At 60.8% G+C, this 14163-nt stretch carries 11 protein-coding genes; 7 read left to right on the plus strand and 4 right to left on the minus strand.

The window, feature by feature from the left end; translation table 11 throughout:
• Positions 1-24: 24 nt before the first annotated feature.
• The 4 genes from speA to ACIQY3_RS14945 form a co-directional block, all read right to left on the minus strand.
• Positions 25-1938 carry an arginine decarboxylase gene (gene speA, locus ACIQY3_RS14930; protein WP_403020624.1) on the minus strand — a complete coding sequence of 638 codons (1914 nt, stop codon included), beginning with the start codon at positions 1936-1938 and terminating at the stop codon, positions 25-27.
• A 213-nt stretch (positions 1939-2151) separates the two neighbouring features.
• Positions 2152-2523, minus strand: a complete 372-nt coding sequence (locus ACIQY3_RS14935) for a translation initiation factor Sui1 (protein ID WP_403020626.1) — start codon at positions 2521-2523, stop codon at positions 2152-2154.
• 280 nt (positions 2524-2803) lie between these two features.
• Positions 2804-3361, minus strand: coding sequence for an NUDIX hydrolase (locus ACIQY3_RS14940; RefSeq protein ID WP_403020628.1), 558 nt, complete (start codon positions 3359-3361; stop codon positions 2804-2806).
• 3 nt (positions 3362-3364) lie between these two features.
• A complete protein-coding gene (locus tag ACIQY3_RS14945) occupies positions 3365-4432 on the minus strand; it encodes a DUF2333 family protein (protein ID WP_123402342.1) in 1068 nt (355 codons plus the stop codon).
• Positions 4433-4856: 424 nt separating this feature from the next.
• On the opposite strand from ACIQY3_RS14945, the gene gcbA reads away from it, so the two are divergent.
• The 7 genes from gcbA to prmA all read left to right on the plus strand — a co-directional run bounded on the left by gcbA (position 4857) and on the right by prmA (position 14140).
• Positions 4857-6527 (plus strand): diguanylate cyclase GcbA, encoded by a 1671-nt coding sequence (gcbA, locus tag ACIQY3_RS14950; RefSeq protein ID WP_403020632.1) that lies wholly within the window; start codon positions 4857-4859, stop codon positions 6525-6527.
• A 955-nt stretch (positions 6528-7482) separates the two neighbouring features.
• Positions 7483-8526, plus strand: a complete 1044-nt coding sequence (locus ACIQY3_RS14955) for a methyl-accepting chemotaxis protein (protein ID WP_403020899.1) — start codon at positions 7483-7485, stop codon at positions 8524-8526.
• Positions 8527-8690: 164 nt separating this feature from the next.
• A complete protein-coding gene (locus ACIQY3_RS14960) occupies positions 8691-10454 on the plus strand; it encodes a protein-disulfide reductase DsbD (protein ID WP_403020635.1) in 1764 nt (587 codons plus the stop codon).
• 131 nt (positions 10455-10585) lie between these two features.
• On the plus strand, positions 10586-11038 hold the full coding sequence (gene aroQ, locus ACIQY3_RS14965; protein WP_054044023.1) for a type II 3-dehydroquinate dehydratase: 453 nt from the start codon (positions 10586-10588) through the stop codon (positions 11036-11038).
• 48 nt (positions 11039-11086) lie between these two features.
• The gene (gene accB / locus ACIQY3_RS14970) at positions 11087-11548 is read left to right on the plus strand and encodes an acetyl-CoA carboxylase biotin carboxyl carrier protein (RefSeq protein WP_403020638.1); all 462 of its coding nucleotides are present in this window, start codon (positions 11087-11089) and stop codon (positions 11546-11548) included.
• A gap of 17 nt (positions 11549-11565) precedes the next feature.
• Positions 11566-12921 (plus strand): acetyl-CoA carboxylase biotin carboxylase subunit, encoded by a 1356-nt coding sequence (gene accC / locus ACIQY3_RS14975; RefSeq protein WP_054044025.1) that lies wholly within the window; start codon positions 11566-11568, stop codon positions 12919-12921.
• 340 nt (positions 12922-13261) lie between these two features.
• Positions 13262-14140, plus strand: a complete 879-nt coding sequence (prmA, locus tag ACIQY3_RS14980; RefSeq protein ID WP_213941029.1) for a 50S ribosomal protein L11 methyltransferase — start codon at positions 13262-13264, stop codon at positions 14138-14140.
• Positions 14141-14163 lie beyond the last annotated feature (23 nt).

A 14163-nucleotide genomic window follows, 5' to 3' on the forward strand; every position in this document is an offset into this window, starting at 1 on the left:
ACCTGATGGGAACGGTGCCTTACCTCAAGAAGACAGGTAAGACGAACGGGTCAGGCCCAGGCGCAGTGCGTCGAGGAACTGGGTGCGCTCGGCCGCGGTGATGCGCGCGCTGGCGCACTTGTCACGGTAGTGAGTCATCAACTCCTCCGGCGACAAGTGCACGTAGCGCAGCATGTCTTCGATGGTGTCGTGGGTTTCGATACCGGCGTGGTACACGCTGCCATCCGCGTTCTGGTAGATGTTCACCGAGTCGGTGTCACCGAACAGGTTGTGCATGTCACCGAGAATCTCCTGGTAGGCGCCGACCAGGAAGATCCCCAGCAGGTAGTCCTCACCTTCGTTCAAGCCGTGGACCGGCAGGCTGGTTTCGATGCTCTGCTCGTCGACGTATTGCTTGATCTTGCCGTCGGAGTCGCAGGTCAGGTCTTGCAGCACCGCACGGCGCATCGGCTCTTCGTCGAGACGGTGCAGCGGCAGGATCGGCAGGACCTGGCCGATGGCCCAGGTGTCCGGCAGGCTCTGGAACACCGAGAAGTTGCAGATGTACTTGTCGGCGAGCTTGTCGTTGAGTTCGTCGAGCACCTGACGGTGCGAACGCTGACGGGCCTTCAACGAGTTGTGCAGGCGGCGGCACACGGCAAAGTAGCATTGCTCGGCCAGGGCTTTTTCCGCCAGGGTCAGCTTGCCATCGGCGTACTGGGTCGCGATGTCACTCATGTAGTGCGTGGCGCGCCAGTAGGTTTCGGTGACCATCTCGATGTCGGTCGGGCCCAGCAGGTCAACCAGCCATTGCACGGTTTCCGGCAGCGCTTCCTTGTTGTCGATGACCGGCACGTCGTCGTTGTGTTTCTCGACGTCGGTCACCTGCACCACCAGCATGGCGTGGTGGGCGGTCAGGGAACGGCCGCTCTCGGAGAAGATGTTCGGGTGCGGCAGGCTCTGCGCGTCGCAGAATTCCTTGAGCATCCCGACCACGACACCGGCGTAATCGTCCATGTCGTAGTTAATCGAACTGGCGTTACGCGAGTGCGTACCGTCGTAGTCCACGCCCAAGCCGCCGCCAACGTCGATGTGGTCCACCGGCAGGCCGAGGTTGCGCAGTTCGCCGTAGTAGCGGATCGCTTCCTTGAAGCCGTGCTGGTAGTCCGCCAGGTTGGCGATCTGCGAGCCCATGTGGAAGTGCAGCAGGCGAATGCCTTGATCCAGGCCAGCAGCGCGGAATCGCTCGACCACCGACAGCAGTTGCGCCGCCGACAGACCGAACTTGGACTTCTCGCCACCGGTGTCCGCCCACTTGGACGATGCCAGGGACGACAAGCGCACGCGCAGGCCGACTTGTGGCTTGACCTTCAGCGAGGCGGCTTCTTCGATCACCAGCTCAACTTCGGATTCTTTCTCGATCACGATGAACACGTTGTGGCCGAGTTTCTGGCCCATCAGTGCCAGACGGATGAACTCGCGGTCCTTGTAGCCGTTGCAGACGATGGTGCCGCCCTTCGGCGCCAGGGCCAATACGGCCAGCAGCTCAGGCTTGGAGCCGGCTTCCAGGCCGATGGAGACGTCCTGGGTGGCGATGATGTTCTCGATCACCGCTTCTTGCTGGTTGACCTTGATCGGGTACAGCGCGGTGTACTTGCTCTGGTATTCCAGGCGTTCGATGTTGGAATCGAAGGCGCCGGTCAGCTGACGCACGCGGTCTTGCAGGATATCCGGGAAACGCACCAGCAATGGCAAGGACAAACCGCTTTTGCGCAGCTGGTCGACTTGCTCGAACAGGTCGATAGGCGAACTGGTCGGACCGTTCGGACGAACTTCGACGCGACCGGCGTCATTGATCGCGAAATATCCGGCCCCCCAATGGCGGATCCCGTAAACACTGCGGCTGTCCGCAACTGTCCATTGGCTGCCATCGTCTTTGCGTGTGCGTCTTACGGACATTGAAGTCCCCTATAAAGAAGTCATAGAGCGTCGCCTGGGTTCAGGCCGGCGCAGTCTAAAGTATGAAAATGACGGTTCGTCAACGAGGGATAGACCTCGTTGACCGCAGTGAGTTTAGAAACCAGTCAGAACAGGCTCTGTGAAAACCATGTGGGCGACGCCAGGCCTGCTGTCAGGACCGGATCAAGCCGAGGGTGGTTTTCACAGAGGCTGCTAGCCGCCGGACTTCTTTGCCTTGAAACCCAGCTTGATCAGTTCGGTCAAGAGTAGCTCGACATGATCGCCCTGGATTTCGATGATGCCGTCTTTCAACGCACCGCCGGTGCCGCAACGTTTCTTCAACGTGGTCGCCAGGGCCGTGAGCTCGTCGAGGGCCAACGGCACGCCGGTGATGGTGGTCACCGTCTTGCCGCCACGGCCCTTGCTTTCGCGACGCACGCGCGCAATGCCGTCGCCGGCCGGGATCACGGTTTGTTTGCAGATACAGGCGTCCACCGGTTTGCTGCAATCCGGGCAATGACGACCTGCGTCGGTGGAAAATACCAGGCCACCAAGGGCGGCGAAGGATGCGGCTTTTTTGGCCACCGGCAATCCTCTTGGGAGGACAAAGACTGGCCGCGGCAACCTGGGCAGGTGCCATCGACCGCGAAGCCCCACTCAGGCAGGGGCAGCGCTACTGAACCAGAAATCCTCTGTAGAAGCTGACGAGTGCAACGAGGCTGCGATCTTTTGATTTTGATTCAAAAGCAAAGTCAAAAGATCGCAGCCTGCGGCAGCTCCTACAAAGGCACAGCAGGTTCAGCTTGAAAAGGTCGCGCAGTGTAACGGCAAAAAGCCGACTTGCTAAGAGCCAATCGGCGCCAATTTATGCCTCTTTTGCGACGCCGGTTTGCTGAGCCTTCAGATAACGCTTCAACGCCGCCAAAGAGTCCGGGCAATAAGGCTTTTGCTGGATTTCCAGCATCACCTGATCGATCGGGATAAAGCGTGCTTCGAGCACTTCTTCCGGCTGCAAAATCAAAGGACCGTCCCACACCGCCGAAAACGCCGAACACCACAGTCGATTGCCGGTGTCTTCGAAGAAAAAGTGATCATGGGCGGTCAGCTCCACGCCGCTCACGCCCAACTCTTCTTCCAGCTCACGGGCGGCGGACTCGGCGTAACTCTCGTTCGCCTGCACCATGCCCCCCGCCGCCACGTCCCAGTAACCGGGATAAATGGCTTTGCTCAGGGTGCGGCGATGCACGCAGAGTTCACCGGCCGAGTTGAACAGCATGATGTAGGTACCGCGCCCGATCAGCCCGCGTTCGCGCAAATCGCTGCGGACCAGGGCGCCGAGCAGGTTGTCCTGCTCGTCGACCCAGGCGATCTGTTCGGCATCCGAGGCCGCGCGATGGGCGGCCTCATTGGCGTTATCGACCATGACTCAGCCCTGATTGAGCAGTTGACGCAGATCGATCACGGCCGCGTTGGCCCGGGAAATATAGTTGGCCATGACCAGCGAGTGGTTGGCCAGCACCCCGAAACCGCTGCCGTTGAGGATCATCGGGCTCCAGACCGGCTCTTGCGAAGCCTCCAGCTCACGAATGATCTGACGTACGCTCACCGTGGCGTTTTTCTTCGCCAGCACGTCGGCGAAGTCGACTTCGATGGCTCGCAGCAGGTGGGACAAGGCCCAGGCCTGACCGCGCGCTTCATAGAACACGTTGTCGATCTGCATCCACGGGGTTTCGACGATTTCTTCGTCAACCTGCGGTACCTGACCCGGCACCACCACTTCGGTTTTCAGCGAAGTGTTGAGCTTGACCCGGCCAACGCTGGCCGACAGGCGTTGCGACAGCGAACCCAGACGGGTACCGACATCGCCCAGCCAGTTGTTCAGGTTGTCGGCGCGGGCATAGAACAGCGCGTTTTTCTGCGCCGGATCGGACAGGCGCGCCTGATAGCGGCTCAGGGAGTTGATGCCTTCCTGATATTCCGACTCACTGGATGGCAGCACCCAGCTCTTGTTATCGAAGTTGAAGCGCGGCTCGGCCTTGGCCAGATCGGAGTCTTCCGCCGATTGCGATTGCGAGCGCGCAAAGTCTTTACGCAGGGCGCGTGTCAGGTCGCGGACCTGGACCAGCACGCCATATTCCCAGCTCGGCATGTTGTCCATCCACAGGCCCGGCGGGAAGCGGTCGTTGGAAATGTAGCCGCCCGGTTTGTTCAGCAACGTACCGGCAACAGACTTGAGGGTTTCCACCGTGGTGTAGCCGACGACCATCTGCCGGCCATCCTTCTCGGCCGCGACCTGGGCATTTTGCTGGACCGGAAACAGCGCAGGCTCTTCGCTCCAGTACCAGCCCAGGCCGATGGTCACCAACAGGTAAATGGCAATCAGAGTGGCCAGCGCCCGGCTGAACAACAGGCCGCTGACGTAGCTGCGGGTGGCCGATTTCGGTTCAGCGGCACGTTCAGGTGCGCTGCCCGCGCGGTTCTTCCAGTCCAGCATGGCGATATCCTTTCAATCACTTGAGTTCATCGGTTCGACCACAACCCTACGCCATCGTGCCGCTTTTTACCGCACCTGAATCCTGCGGGAAACAGCGAGCCCTACAATCGCATTGATCGAGGCGCCACTATAAATGAAGGACGGGCCTTGTAGCAGCTGGCGAAGCCTGCGTTCGGCGGCGAAGCCGTCGTAAACCCTGAGTGCGAGGTCTTCCTGAAACACCGAGCGGCCTGATTTCACGACGGCTTCGCCGCCGAACGCAGGCTTCGTCAGCTGCTACATGAAGCCTGCGCGACCGAATGGTCAGGAACTGAATGCGGTCGCTTTGCAGATTATTGACGTACGACACTCATGTTACGGAAAAGAGGTGCTAGCATAGAGCCACCAGTCGATCTCAGCATGCACCCTAACTAGTAGTCAGGATATGACCGAGCCAGAAGACCCCAGCCGTGAGCGCCTCAAGCACCACTTTGCCCAGCGGGTAATTCATCAGGCACGTCAGATTCTTGAGATATGGCAGCGCCTGCAACGCAGCGAGTGGTCCACAACCGATTTGTCCGAGCTGAGCGAGGCCAACCTGCGCCTGCTGCGTTTTGCCGAGCGCTTCGAACAACCGGAACACTCGCAGCTGGCGCGCTATATCGGCCAGTCGCTGGAAGCCGTGGACGCCAATCGCGGACGCCTGAGCAGCGGCCTGATCACTGACCTCAACCGTTTGATGCAGCGCCTGTCCCGCACCGGACTGCGTCACGGCGATCAACTGGACCAGACGTTCCTGCCACCCCTGCGCAAGCCGATCTACGTGATGCTGCAAGATCACGATCGCGCCGAGCGGCTGGCCAAACAACTGGAATTCTTCGGGCTCAGCGCCCAGTCCCTGGACAGCGTGTCGGCGTTCCGTTCCTCGATGGTCGAGCGATTGCCGGCGGCGATTGTCATGGACGTGGACTTCAGCGGTCCCGGCATCGGCCTGAAACTGGCCGCCGAAGCCCAGGTCGGTCTCGACGAACCCTTGCCGCTGTTGTTCTTCAGCCTGCACGAAACCGACACCCCGACCCGACTCGCCGCCGTGCGCGCCGGCGGCCAGGAATTTCTCACAGGCACCCTCGAAGCGTCGAGCCTGCTGGAGAAGATCGAAGTCCTGACCTGCGTCGCCCAGTACGAACCGTATAAAGTGCTGATCATCGACGACTCCCGCGCCCAGGCCTTGCACACCGAGCGCCTGCTCAATAGCGCCGGGATCGTCACGCGGACCTTGATCGAACCGATCCAGGCCATGGCCGAACTGGCGGATTTCCAGCCCGACCTGATCATCCTCGACATGTACATGCCGGCCTGCACGGGTACGGAACTGGCCAAGGTGATCCGCCACAACGACCGTTATGTCAGCGTGCCGATCATTTACCTGTCCGCCGAAGACGACCTGGACAAGCAACTCGACGCCATGAGCGAGGGCGGCGATGACTTTCTGACCAAACCGATCAAGCCCCGGCACCTGATCACCACCGTGCGCAACCGCGCGGCCCGTGCGCGCAACTTGAAGGCGCGGATGGTCCGCGACAGCCTCACCGGTTTGTACAACCACACCCACATTCTGCAATTGCTCGAAGACTGCTCGTTCCGCGCCCGCCGCGAGAACAAGCCGCTGAGCTTTGCGATGCTCGACATCGACCACTTCAAACGGGTCAACGACAGCCACGGCCATCCCATGGGCGACCGGGTGATCAAGAGCCTAGCGCTGTTCCTCAAGCAGAGGCTGCGCAAGACTGATTTCATTGGCCGTTACGGCGGCGAAGAATTCGCCATTGTCATGCCGGACACCGATGTCGAATCGGCCCACAAGGTGCTGGATGAAATCCGTCAGCGCTTTGCCGAAATTCATTACCCGGCCCAGCCGCAGGACCTTTGGTGCACCTTCAGCGCCGGAGTAGTCGAGTTGCGGGAAGATTCCGACAGTCTGATGATGGCCAGCCAGGCTGACGAGGCGCTGTACCGCGCCAAGGACGCCGGACGCAATCGTGTGCAAGCAGCGCGGGCGTCAAAGCAAAGTGCCACTTTTTCATCGGAAACCACCGAGTCGGTCATAACCCTGTAACACAAACGCAATAAATTCAGGCGCTTACCATTCTGCCGTTGGTAGACCCGCCATGCGCCTGAAGCTGCTGACCAATCTCAATACCCTCCTGCTTGTCGCCGTGTGTGTCGCCCTCGGCGCCACGCTGTGGTGGTCGCAAAAAGCCCTGGAACGCCCCTATCTATTGATGGAGCGCTACTTGGGCCTGTCCCAGCAATTTCAAAATGAAGTGGCGCGCAACGTCGAGGATTACCTGTCCAGCGGCGATGCCTTGCGCCTGAGCAGCGCCAGCCAGGCCATCGACGGTCTGCAAAAAGAACTTACCGAACTGCCCCCGGCCCTGGCCGAAACCTTGCGTCCAAGCCTGTCGAGCCTGGAAGAATTCAGCAAGACCGACCTGCTGGCCGCCGGCAAACTCGCGGGCGATCCGCAAGCGCTGTTGCTGCAGGCGGAACGGGAATTGGGCGCCAGCCTCGACCAGCTCAGCCAATACGCCAGCGCCAACGCGACGTATCTGGCGCCGTTGCTCGCCGCCTCCCAGCACTTGGGCAAGCTGTCCCTGGCTCGGGACAAACTGGTCAGCAGCGGGCGCAGTGAACTGGCCGCCGACGTCGAGCGCGAAGTCGCCAACATCCGCACCCAGGCCGAAAAACTGGACGCCTTGCCGTTGCTCGGCGTGACCACCAGCAGCGAATCGAGCACCGATGACTTCGCCTCGCTGATGGGTCTGGAGAACACTGAGAAAGTCGTGGCCGAAGATGCCGGTGTCGGCCTCAAGCGCGAACTCAACAGCCTGCTCACCCGTTACCCGGCGGAGCTGGCACGCACCCGGGATCAGATTCAAAAACGTGCCGATCTGAGTGCCGCGACGCACACCAAAATCACCGCCGTGCAACAAGCCATTGCTGGCCTGGAACCGGTGGTGCGCGCCCAACACGGGCAGATCCAGGGCGAAGTTCGCTTGATGCAAGGGGTGATGATCGGCCTGATTTTGCTGATCGCGCTGTTGATCGACACCTTGCAACGACGCCTGGCCCGAACCCTGACCAACCTGGCGCCCGCGCTGTCGACCTGGGCCGAGGGCGATTTCAGCCAGGACATTCAACTGGGCAAGACCAACCGCGAATTGCATGACATCCAGGCTTCGCTTAACCGCTTGCGCGCCTATCTGGTGGATCTGGTGGGGACCATTCGCCTCAACGCCGAGCAGGTCGCCGGCAGCAGTCGCACCCTGGCCGAGCTGAGCAACGACCTGCACAGCGGCGCCGAACATCAGGCCGGCGACACGGCACTGATCCGCGACTCTCTCGGCGAACTGGAAGCCACCATCCAGCAAGTGGCCGGCGATGCCAGCCACGCTGCCGACGCCAGTCGCAATGCCGGGCTGGCGGTGGAACAAGGGCAGAAAGTCATCGGCCTGAGCCTCACCGGGTTACATGCGCTGGTGGGCGAAGTGCAAGGCAACGCGCAGATGATCGAACACCTGGCCGAAGAATCGGCGACCATCGGCGGCGTATTGACGGTGATCCGTTCGATCGCCGACCAGACCAACCTGCTGGCGCTGAACGCGGCGATTGAAGCGGCGCGCGCCGGGGAAATGGGCCGTGGTTTTGCGGTGGTCGCCGAAGAAGTGCGCTCGCTGGCACAACGTACCGCCGGCGCCACAGCGGAGATCCAGACCTTGATCGCCGGCCTGCAAACTGCGGCGCGGCAATCGGTGGAAGGTATGCGCGCCCAGGTCGAACACGCCGAAGCCACCGCCAACCAGGCGCAAGCGGCAGACGGCGCGCTGGATAAAATCGTCGGGGCGATCCAGACCATTGCCGACACGGCGGTGCGCATTGCCGATGTCACGGCGCAACAGAGTGGTGCGGTCAGCGAGATCCGCGATCACAGCGAGCGGATTCACCAGTTGGGTGGGGATAACTTGCTGAGGATCGGTCAAGGGCGTGAGCAAGGGGAGAATCTTTTGGTGCTGGGCGGAAGGTTGCATACGGCCGTTCAGGCATTTCGCGTCTGATACACCGCTTTCGCGAGCAAGCCCGCTCCCACACTTGGAATGCGTTCCCCTGTGGGAGCGGGCTTGCTCGCGAAAGCGCCAGAACAAACACCACAAAATTCCAGGCCCTGCACACCCGCCGACTGTCCGCTATCATGCCCCCACTTCCGATACGCGAGATTGTCATGCGCCGTTTGCTCTGCCTGCTGCTTGTTGTGCTCGCCCTGCCGGCCTCCGCCACGGGGTTACTGGACAATCGACCCAGTTCGACCCTGGGCTCGATCAACAACAGCGCCGATTTCCTGCCGGTGCGCGAAGCCTTTCAACTGAGCCTGGTAGACAGCACGCCGCAATCGATCAAGCTGCGCTTCGTCGCCACCGAGGGTTATTACCTCTACCGCCATCGCTTCCAGTTTCGCGCCGATCCGGCGGATGTCGCCCTGGGCGCTGCGCAACTGCCCAGCGGGGAAAAGAAGCACGATGAGTACTTCGGCGACGTCGAGGTGTACCACGGGATTCTCGATGTAGAGCTGCCGCGTACCGATCAACGGGCGTTCACCCTGGCGGTGACTTATCAGGGCTGCGCCGACAAAGGCCTGTGCTATCCGCCGGAAACCGAGCGGTTGAGCATTGATGGCAGCGGCGCGGTGGTTACCGACAAGGTCGCTATCACCACGGTGAGCTGGAGCTGGCGCGAACTGGCGCTGTTCTTCCTCGCCGGCCTGGGCCTGACGTTTACGCCTTGTGTACTGCCGATGCTGCCGATTCTTTCCGGCGTGGTGTTGCGCGGCCAGGTTGGTGGGCTGCGCGGTTTCAATCTGTCGTTGGCGTATGTGCTGCCGATGGCCGCGTGTTTCGCCTTGCTCGGCGCGTTGATGGGCATGTTCGGCGCGCAGCTTAATCTTCAGGCGCGACTGCAATCGGCCTGGGTGCTGGTGCCGTTCGCGACGTTCTTTGCAGTGTTTGCGCTGGCGATGTTCGGCGTCTTCGAACTGAAGCTGCCGCACTTCATCAGCAGCCGACTGGACCGGATTGCCGGCCGCACCGAAGGCGGCTCGTTGTGGGGCGCGGCGGTGCTGGGGGTGGTTTCCAGCCTGCTGGTTTCACCTTGCGTTTCGGCGCCACTGGCCGGTGCGTTGCTGTACATCAGCGCCAGCGGCGATGCCTTGGGCGGCGGCTTGAAACTGTTTGTGCTTGGCCTGGGCATGGGCGCGCCGCTGTTGCTGGTGGCCACAGGCGGCGCGGCCTGGTTGCCGAAAAGCGGGCCATGGCTGGTTTACGTGAAGAATGCGATTGGCGTGCTGCTGCTGGGGTTGGCGGTGGGTTTGCTCAGTCGAGTGATACCGGGCCAGATCACCTTGTTGTTGATCGGTTTGCTGGCCGGTGGCGTCGGTTTGTTCATGGGCGCGCTGGAGTTCGTCTACAAACCTCCTCGAAAACGCCTCGGGCAATTACTGGGGATGTTCCTGGTGTTTTATGCCCTGGCCTGTTGGTACGGCGCGTTCAGCGGCCAGACTGACCCACTCAATCCCATTGGCCAGCCGCGCACGGTTGTCGCTAATACAAAGGCGCCAAACATTAGCACCTGGCAAACCGTCACCACGCCTGGCGACCTCGACCGTGTCCTCGCCGAAGCCAAAACGTCTGGCGCCCCGCTGCTGCTGGACTGGTACGCCGACTGGTGCATCAGCTGCAAAGTCATCGAGCACGAAGTCCTCAACGACGCCAAAGTCGTCGAAGGGCTGAAGGGTTATCGCCTGATTCGCTTCGACATCACCGCCAGCAACGCCGAGCAACGCACCCTGCTCGACCGCTACAAATTGTTCGGCCCACCCGCGTTGATGTTTTTCGGCAAGGACGGCTCCGAACGCGCCGATGTGCGGGTGATCGGCGAGATCAATGCGCAAGACTTCGTCGAACGTGTTGCGAAAGCGAATGACCGGATTTAATCACTCGGTCATATATTTCGCGCAAACATCGGCCATCGTGCTGGCTATTGCATAGAACTGGACAGTCACAAAGGCTTTGCGGCATAGTCGCCGGGTTCTGACAATTGCACACAGATAACAAGGAACAGCAGATGGCGACGCTACTGGTTCTGCACGGACCCAACCTGAACTTGCTCGGCACCCGCGAACCGGGCACCTACGGCGCTACGACACTGGCGCAGATCAACCAGGACCTGGAACGCCGTGCCCGCGAAGCCGGCCATCATTTGCTGCACCTGCAAAGCAACGCCGAGTACGAATTGATCGACCGCATCCACGCCGCTCGCGGCGAAGGTGTGGACTTCATCGTGATCAATCCAGCAGCTTTTACACACACAAGCGTCGCATTACGTGACGCGCTGCTGGCGGTGAGCATCCCATTCATCGAAGTGCATTTGTCTAACGTGCACAAACGCGAACCTTTCCGCCATCACTCTTACTTCTCCGATATAGCGGTGGGAGTGATCTGCGGCCTTGGCGCCAGCGGTTATCGACTGGCCCTGGAGGCCGCACTAGAGCAGCTTGAAAGACAGGCAACGGCTTGAACAACAAGCGTTGAACGCCCCTGACCGACCCTTGGGAGTTGATGATTCATGGATATCCGTAAAGTTAAGAAACTGATCGAATTGCTGGAAGAGTCCGGCATCGACGAGCTCGAGATCAAGGAAGGCGAAGAGTCCGTACGCATCAGCCGTCATAGCAAAACCCCGGCTCAGCAGTACTACGCTCCAGCGCCAATGCACGCTCCGGCCCCGGCACCTGTTGCCGCTGCCCCGGTTGCTGCCGCCGCCCCTGCTGCTCCGGCCGCGCCAGTGCTGAACGGCACCGTTGCCCGTTCGCCGATGGTCGGCACCTTCTATCGCAAATCCTCGCCAAGCTCGCCGTCCTTCGTTGAAGTCGGCCAGACCGTGAAGAAAGGCGACACCCTGTGCATCGTTGAAGCGATGAAGATGATGAACCACATCGAAGCTGAAACCAGCGGTGTGATCGAATCCATCCTCGTCGAAGACGGCAAGCCGGTTGAGTACGACCAACCGCTGTTCACCATCGTTTGAACCGCGGAGAGACTTTGATGACTGCGAAGTTGGAAAAAGTTCTGATCGCCAACCGCGGTGAGATCGCCCTGCGGATCCTGCGTGCCTGCAAAGAGATGGGCATCAAGACCGTCGCCGTTTATTCCACGGCTGACAAAGAGCTGATGCACCTGGGTCTGGCGGACGAATCCGTCTGCATCGGTCCGGCATCGGCTGCAAAGTCTTACCTGCATATTCCGGCAATCATCGCCGCCGCTGAAGTGACTGGCGCTACCGCCATTCACCCAGGCTACGGTTTCCTCGCGGAAAACGCCGATTTCGCCGAACAGGTCGAAAATTCCGGCTTCGCCTTCATTGGCCCGAAAGCCGACACCATTCGCCTGATGGGCGACAAGGTATCGGCCAAGCACGCCATGATCGCTGCCGGCGTACCGACCGTTCCAGGTTCCGACGGCCCGCTGCCGGAAGACGAAGAAACTGCCCTGCGCATCGGCCGTGAAGTCGGCTACCCGGTGATCATCAAGGCCGCCGGTGGCGGTGGTGGTCGCGGCATGCGCGTTGTGCATAAAGAAGAAGACCTGATCTCCTCGGCCAAACTGACCCGCTCCGAAGCTGGCGCGGCGTTCGGCAACCCGATGGTCTATCTGGAAAAATTCCTGACCAACCCACGTCACGTGGAAGTCCAGGTGCTTTCCGATGGCCAGGGTCACGCGATCCATCTGGGCGACCGCGATTGCTCGCTGCAACGTCGTCACCAGAAAGTTCTCGAAGAAGCGCCGGCACCGGGCATCGACGAGAAGGCTCGCGCGGAAGTCCTCGCTCGCTGCGTCAAGGCGTGCATCGACATCAACTACCGCGGCGCAGGCACTTTCGAGTTCCTGTACGAGAACGGCGCGTTCTATTTCATCGAAATGAACACCCGCGTTCAGGTTGAGCACCCGGTATCGGAAATGGTCACCGGCATCGACATCGTCAAGGAGATGCTCAGCATCGCCGCTGGCAACAAGCTGTCGTACACCCAGGAAGACGTTGTCATCCGCGGTCACGCACTTGAATGCCGGATCAATGCCGAAGACCCGAAAACCTTCATGCCAAGCCCAGGCACGGTCAAGCATTTCCACGCTCCAGGCGGCAACGGCGTTCGCGTCGATTCGCACCTGTACAGTGGCTATGCCGTTCCGCCGAACTACGATTCGTTGATCGGCAAGCTGATCACCTACGGCGCAACCCGTGACGAAGCCCTGGCGCGCATGCGCAATGCGCTGGACGAAATCGTTGTCGACGGGATCAAGACCAACATCCCGCTGCACCGCGACCTGGTCCGCGATGAAGGCTTCTGCAAAGGTGGAATCAACATCCACTACCTGGAACACAAGCTGGCTAACCAGCATTAAGATGTGATCCAGACCAACAAAGCCGCTTTCGAGCGGCTTTGTTGTTTCTGGAGGTTTCCATACGGCTGCAACATAACGTCGTAGCAGCTGGCGAAGCCTGCGTTCGGCTGCGCAGCAGTCGTAAAACCTGAGAACGCGGTCTTCCTGAAACACCGCGCTGCCTGGATTCACGACTGCTGCGCAGCCGAACGCAGGCTTCGCCAGCTGCTACAGGGGTGTCGTGTTTCAACTGAGCGGCATTCGGAGCTGTCCACTCCCACAAAACCTCCGCGCTCGCGTAAACTTGCGCGCTTCTCGCAGCCCGCTAGGCTGCAATCAATATTTTTCAAAGGTGCCCGCCATGCCTTGGCTGCAAGTCCGTCTCGCCATCAGCCCAGAACAAGCCGAAACCTACGAAGACGCTTTCCTTGAAGTGGGCGCCGTGTCGGTGACGTTCATGGACGCCGAAGATCAGCCGATCTTCGAACCGGAACTCAACACCACGCCGCTGTGGTCCCACACCCATCTGCTGGCCCTGTTCGAGGACGGCACCGAAGCCGCCAGCGTGCTGGCCCACATGGAATTGCTGACCGGCGGCCCGTTGCCCGAGCATCACAGCGAAATCATCGAAGACCAGGACTGGGAACGCAGCTGGATGGATGGCTTCCAGCCGATGCGTTTCGGCGAGCGTCTGTGGATCGTCCCGAGCTGGCACGCAGCCCCTGAGCCAGATGCGGTGAACCTGCTGCTGGACCCGGGCCTGGCGTTCGGCACCGGCACCCACCCGACCACCGCGCTGTGCCTGGAATGGCTCGATGGCCAGGACCTGAAGGACTGCAATGTGCTGGACTTCGGTTGTGGCTCGGGGATTCTGGCCATCGCCGCCCTGCTGCTGGGCGCGAAGGAAGCCGTCGGTACCGACATCGACGTGCAAGCCCTGGAAGCCTCCCGCGACAACGCCGGGCGCAACAACATTGCTGAAGCGTTGTTCCCGCTGTACCTGCCGGAAGACCTGCCGCAGGTTCAGGCCGACGTGCTGGTCGCCAATATCCTGGCCGGCCCGCTGGTGTCCCTGGCACCGCAATTGTCCAGCCTGGTTAAACCGGGCGGCCGTCTGGCGCTGTCGGGCATCCTCGCCGAGCAAGGTGAAGAAGTGGCCAGGGCCTACGCTCAAGACTTCGACCTGGACCCGATTGCCAATCGTGATGGCTGGGTGCGTATCACTGGCCGTCGGCGCTAGAATGAGCGCCTGCATAATCCGGA

The sequence above is a fragment of the Pseudomonas sp. NPDC096950 genome (assembly GCF_044762525.1).
Taxonomy (GTDB): Bacteria; Pseudomonadota; Gammaproteobacteria; order Pseudomonadales; family Pseudomonadaceae; genus Aquipseudomonas.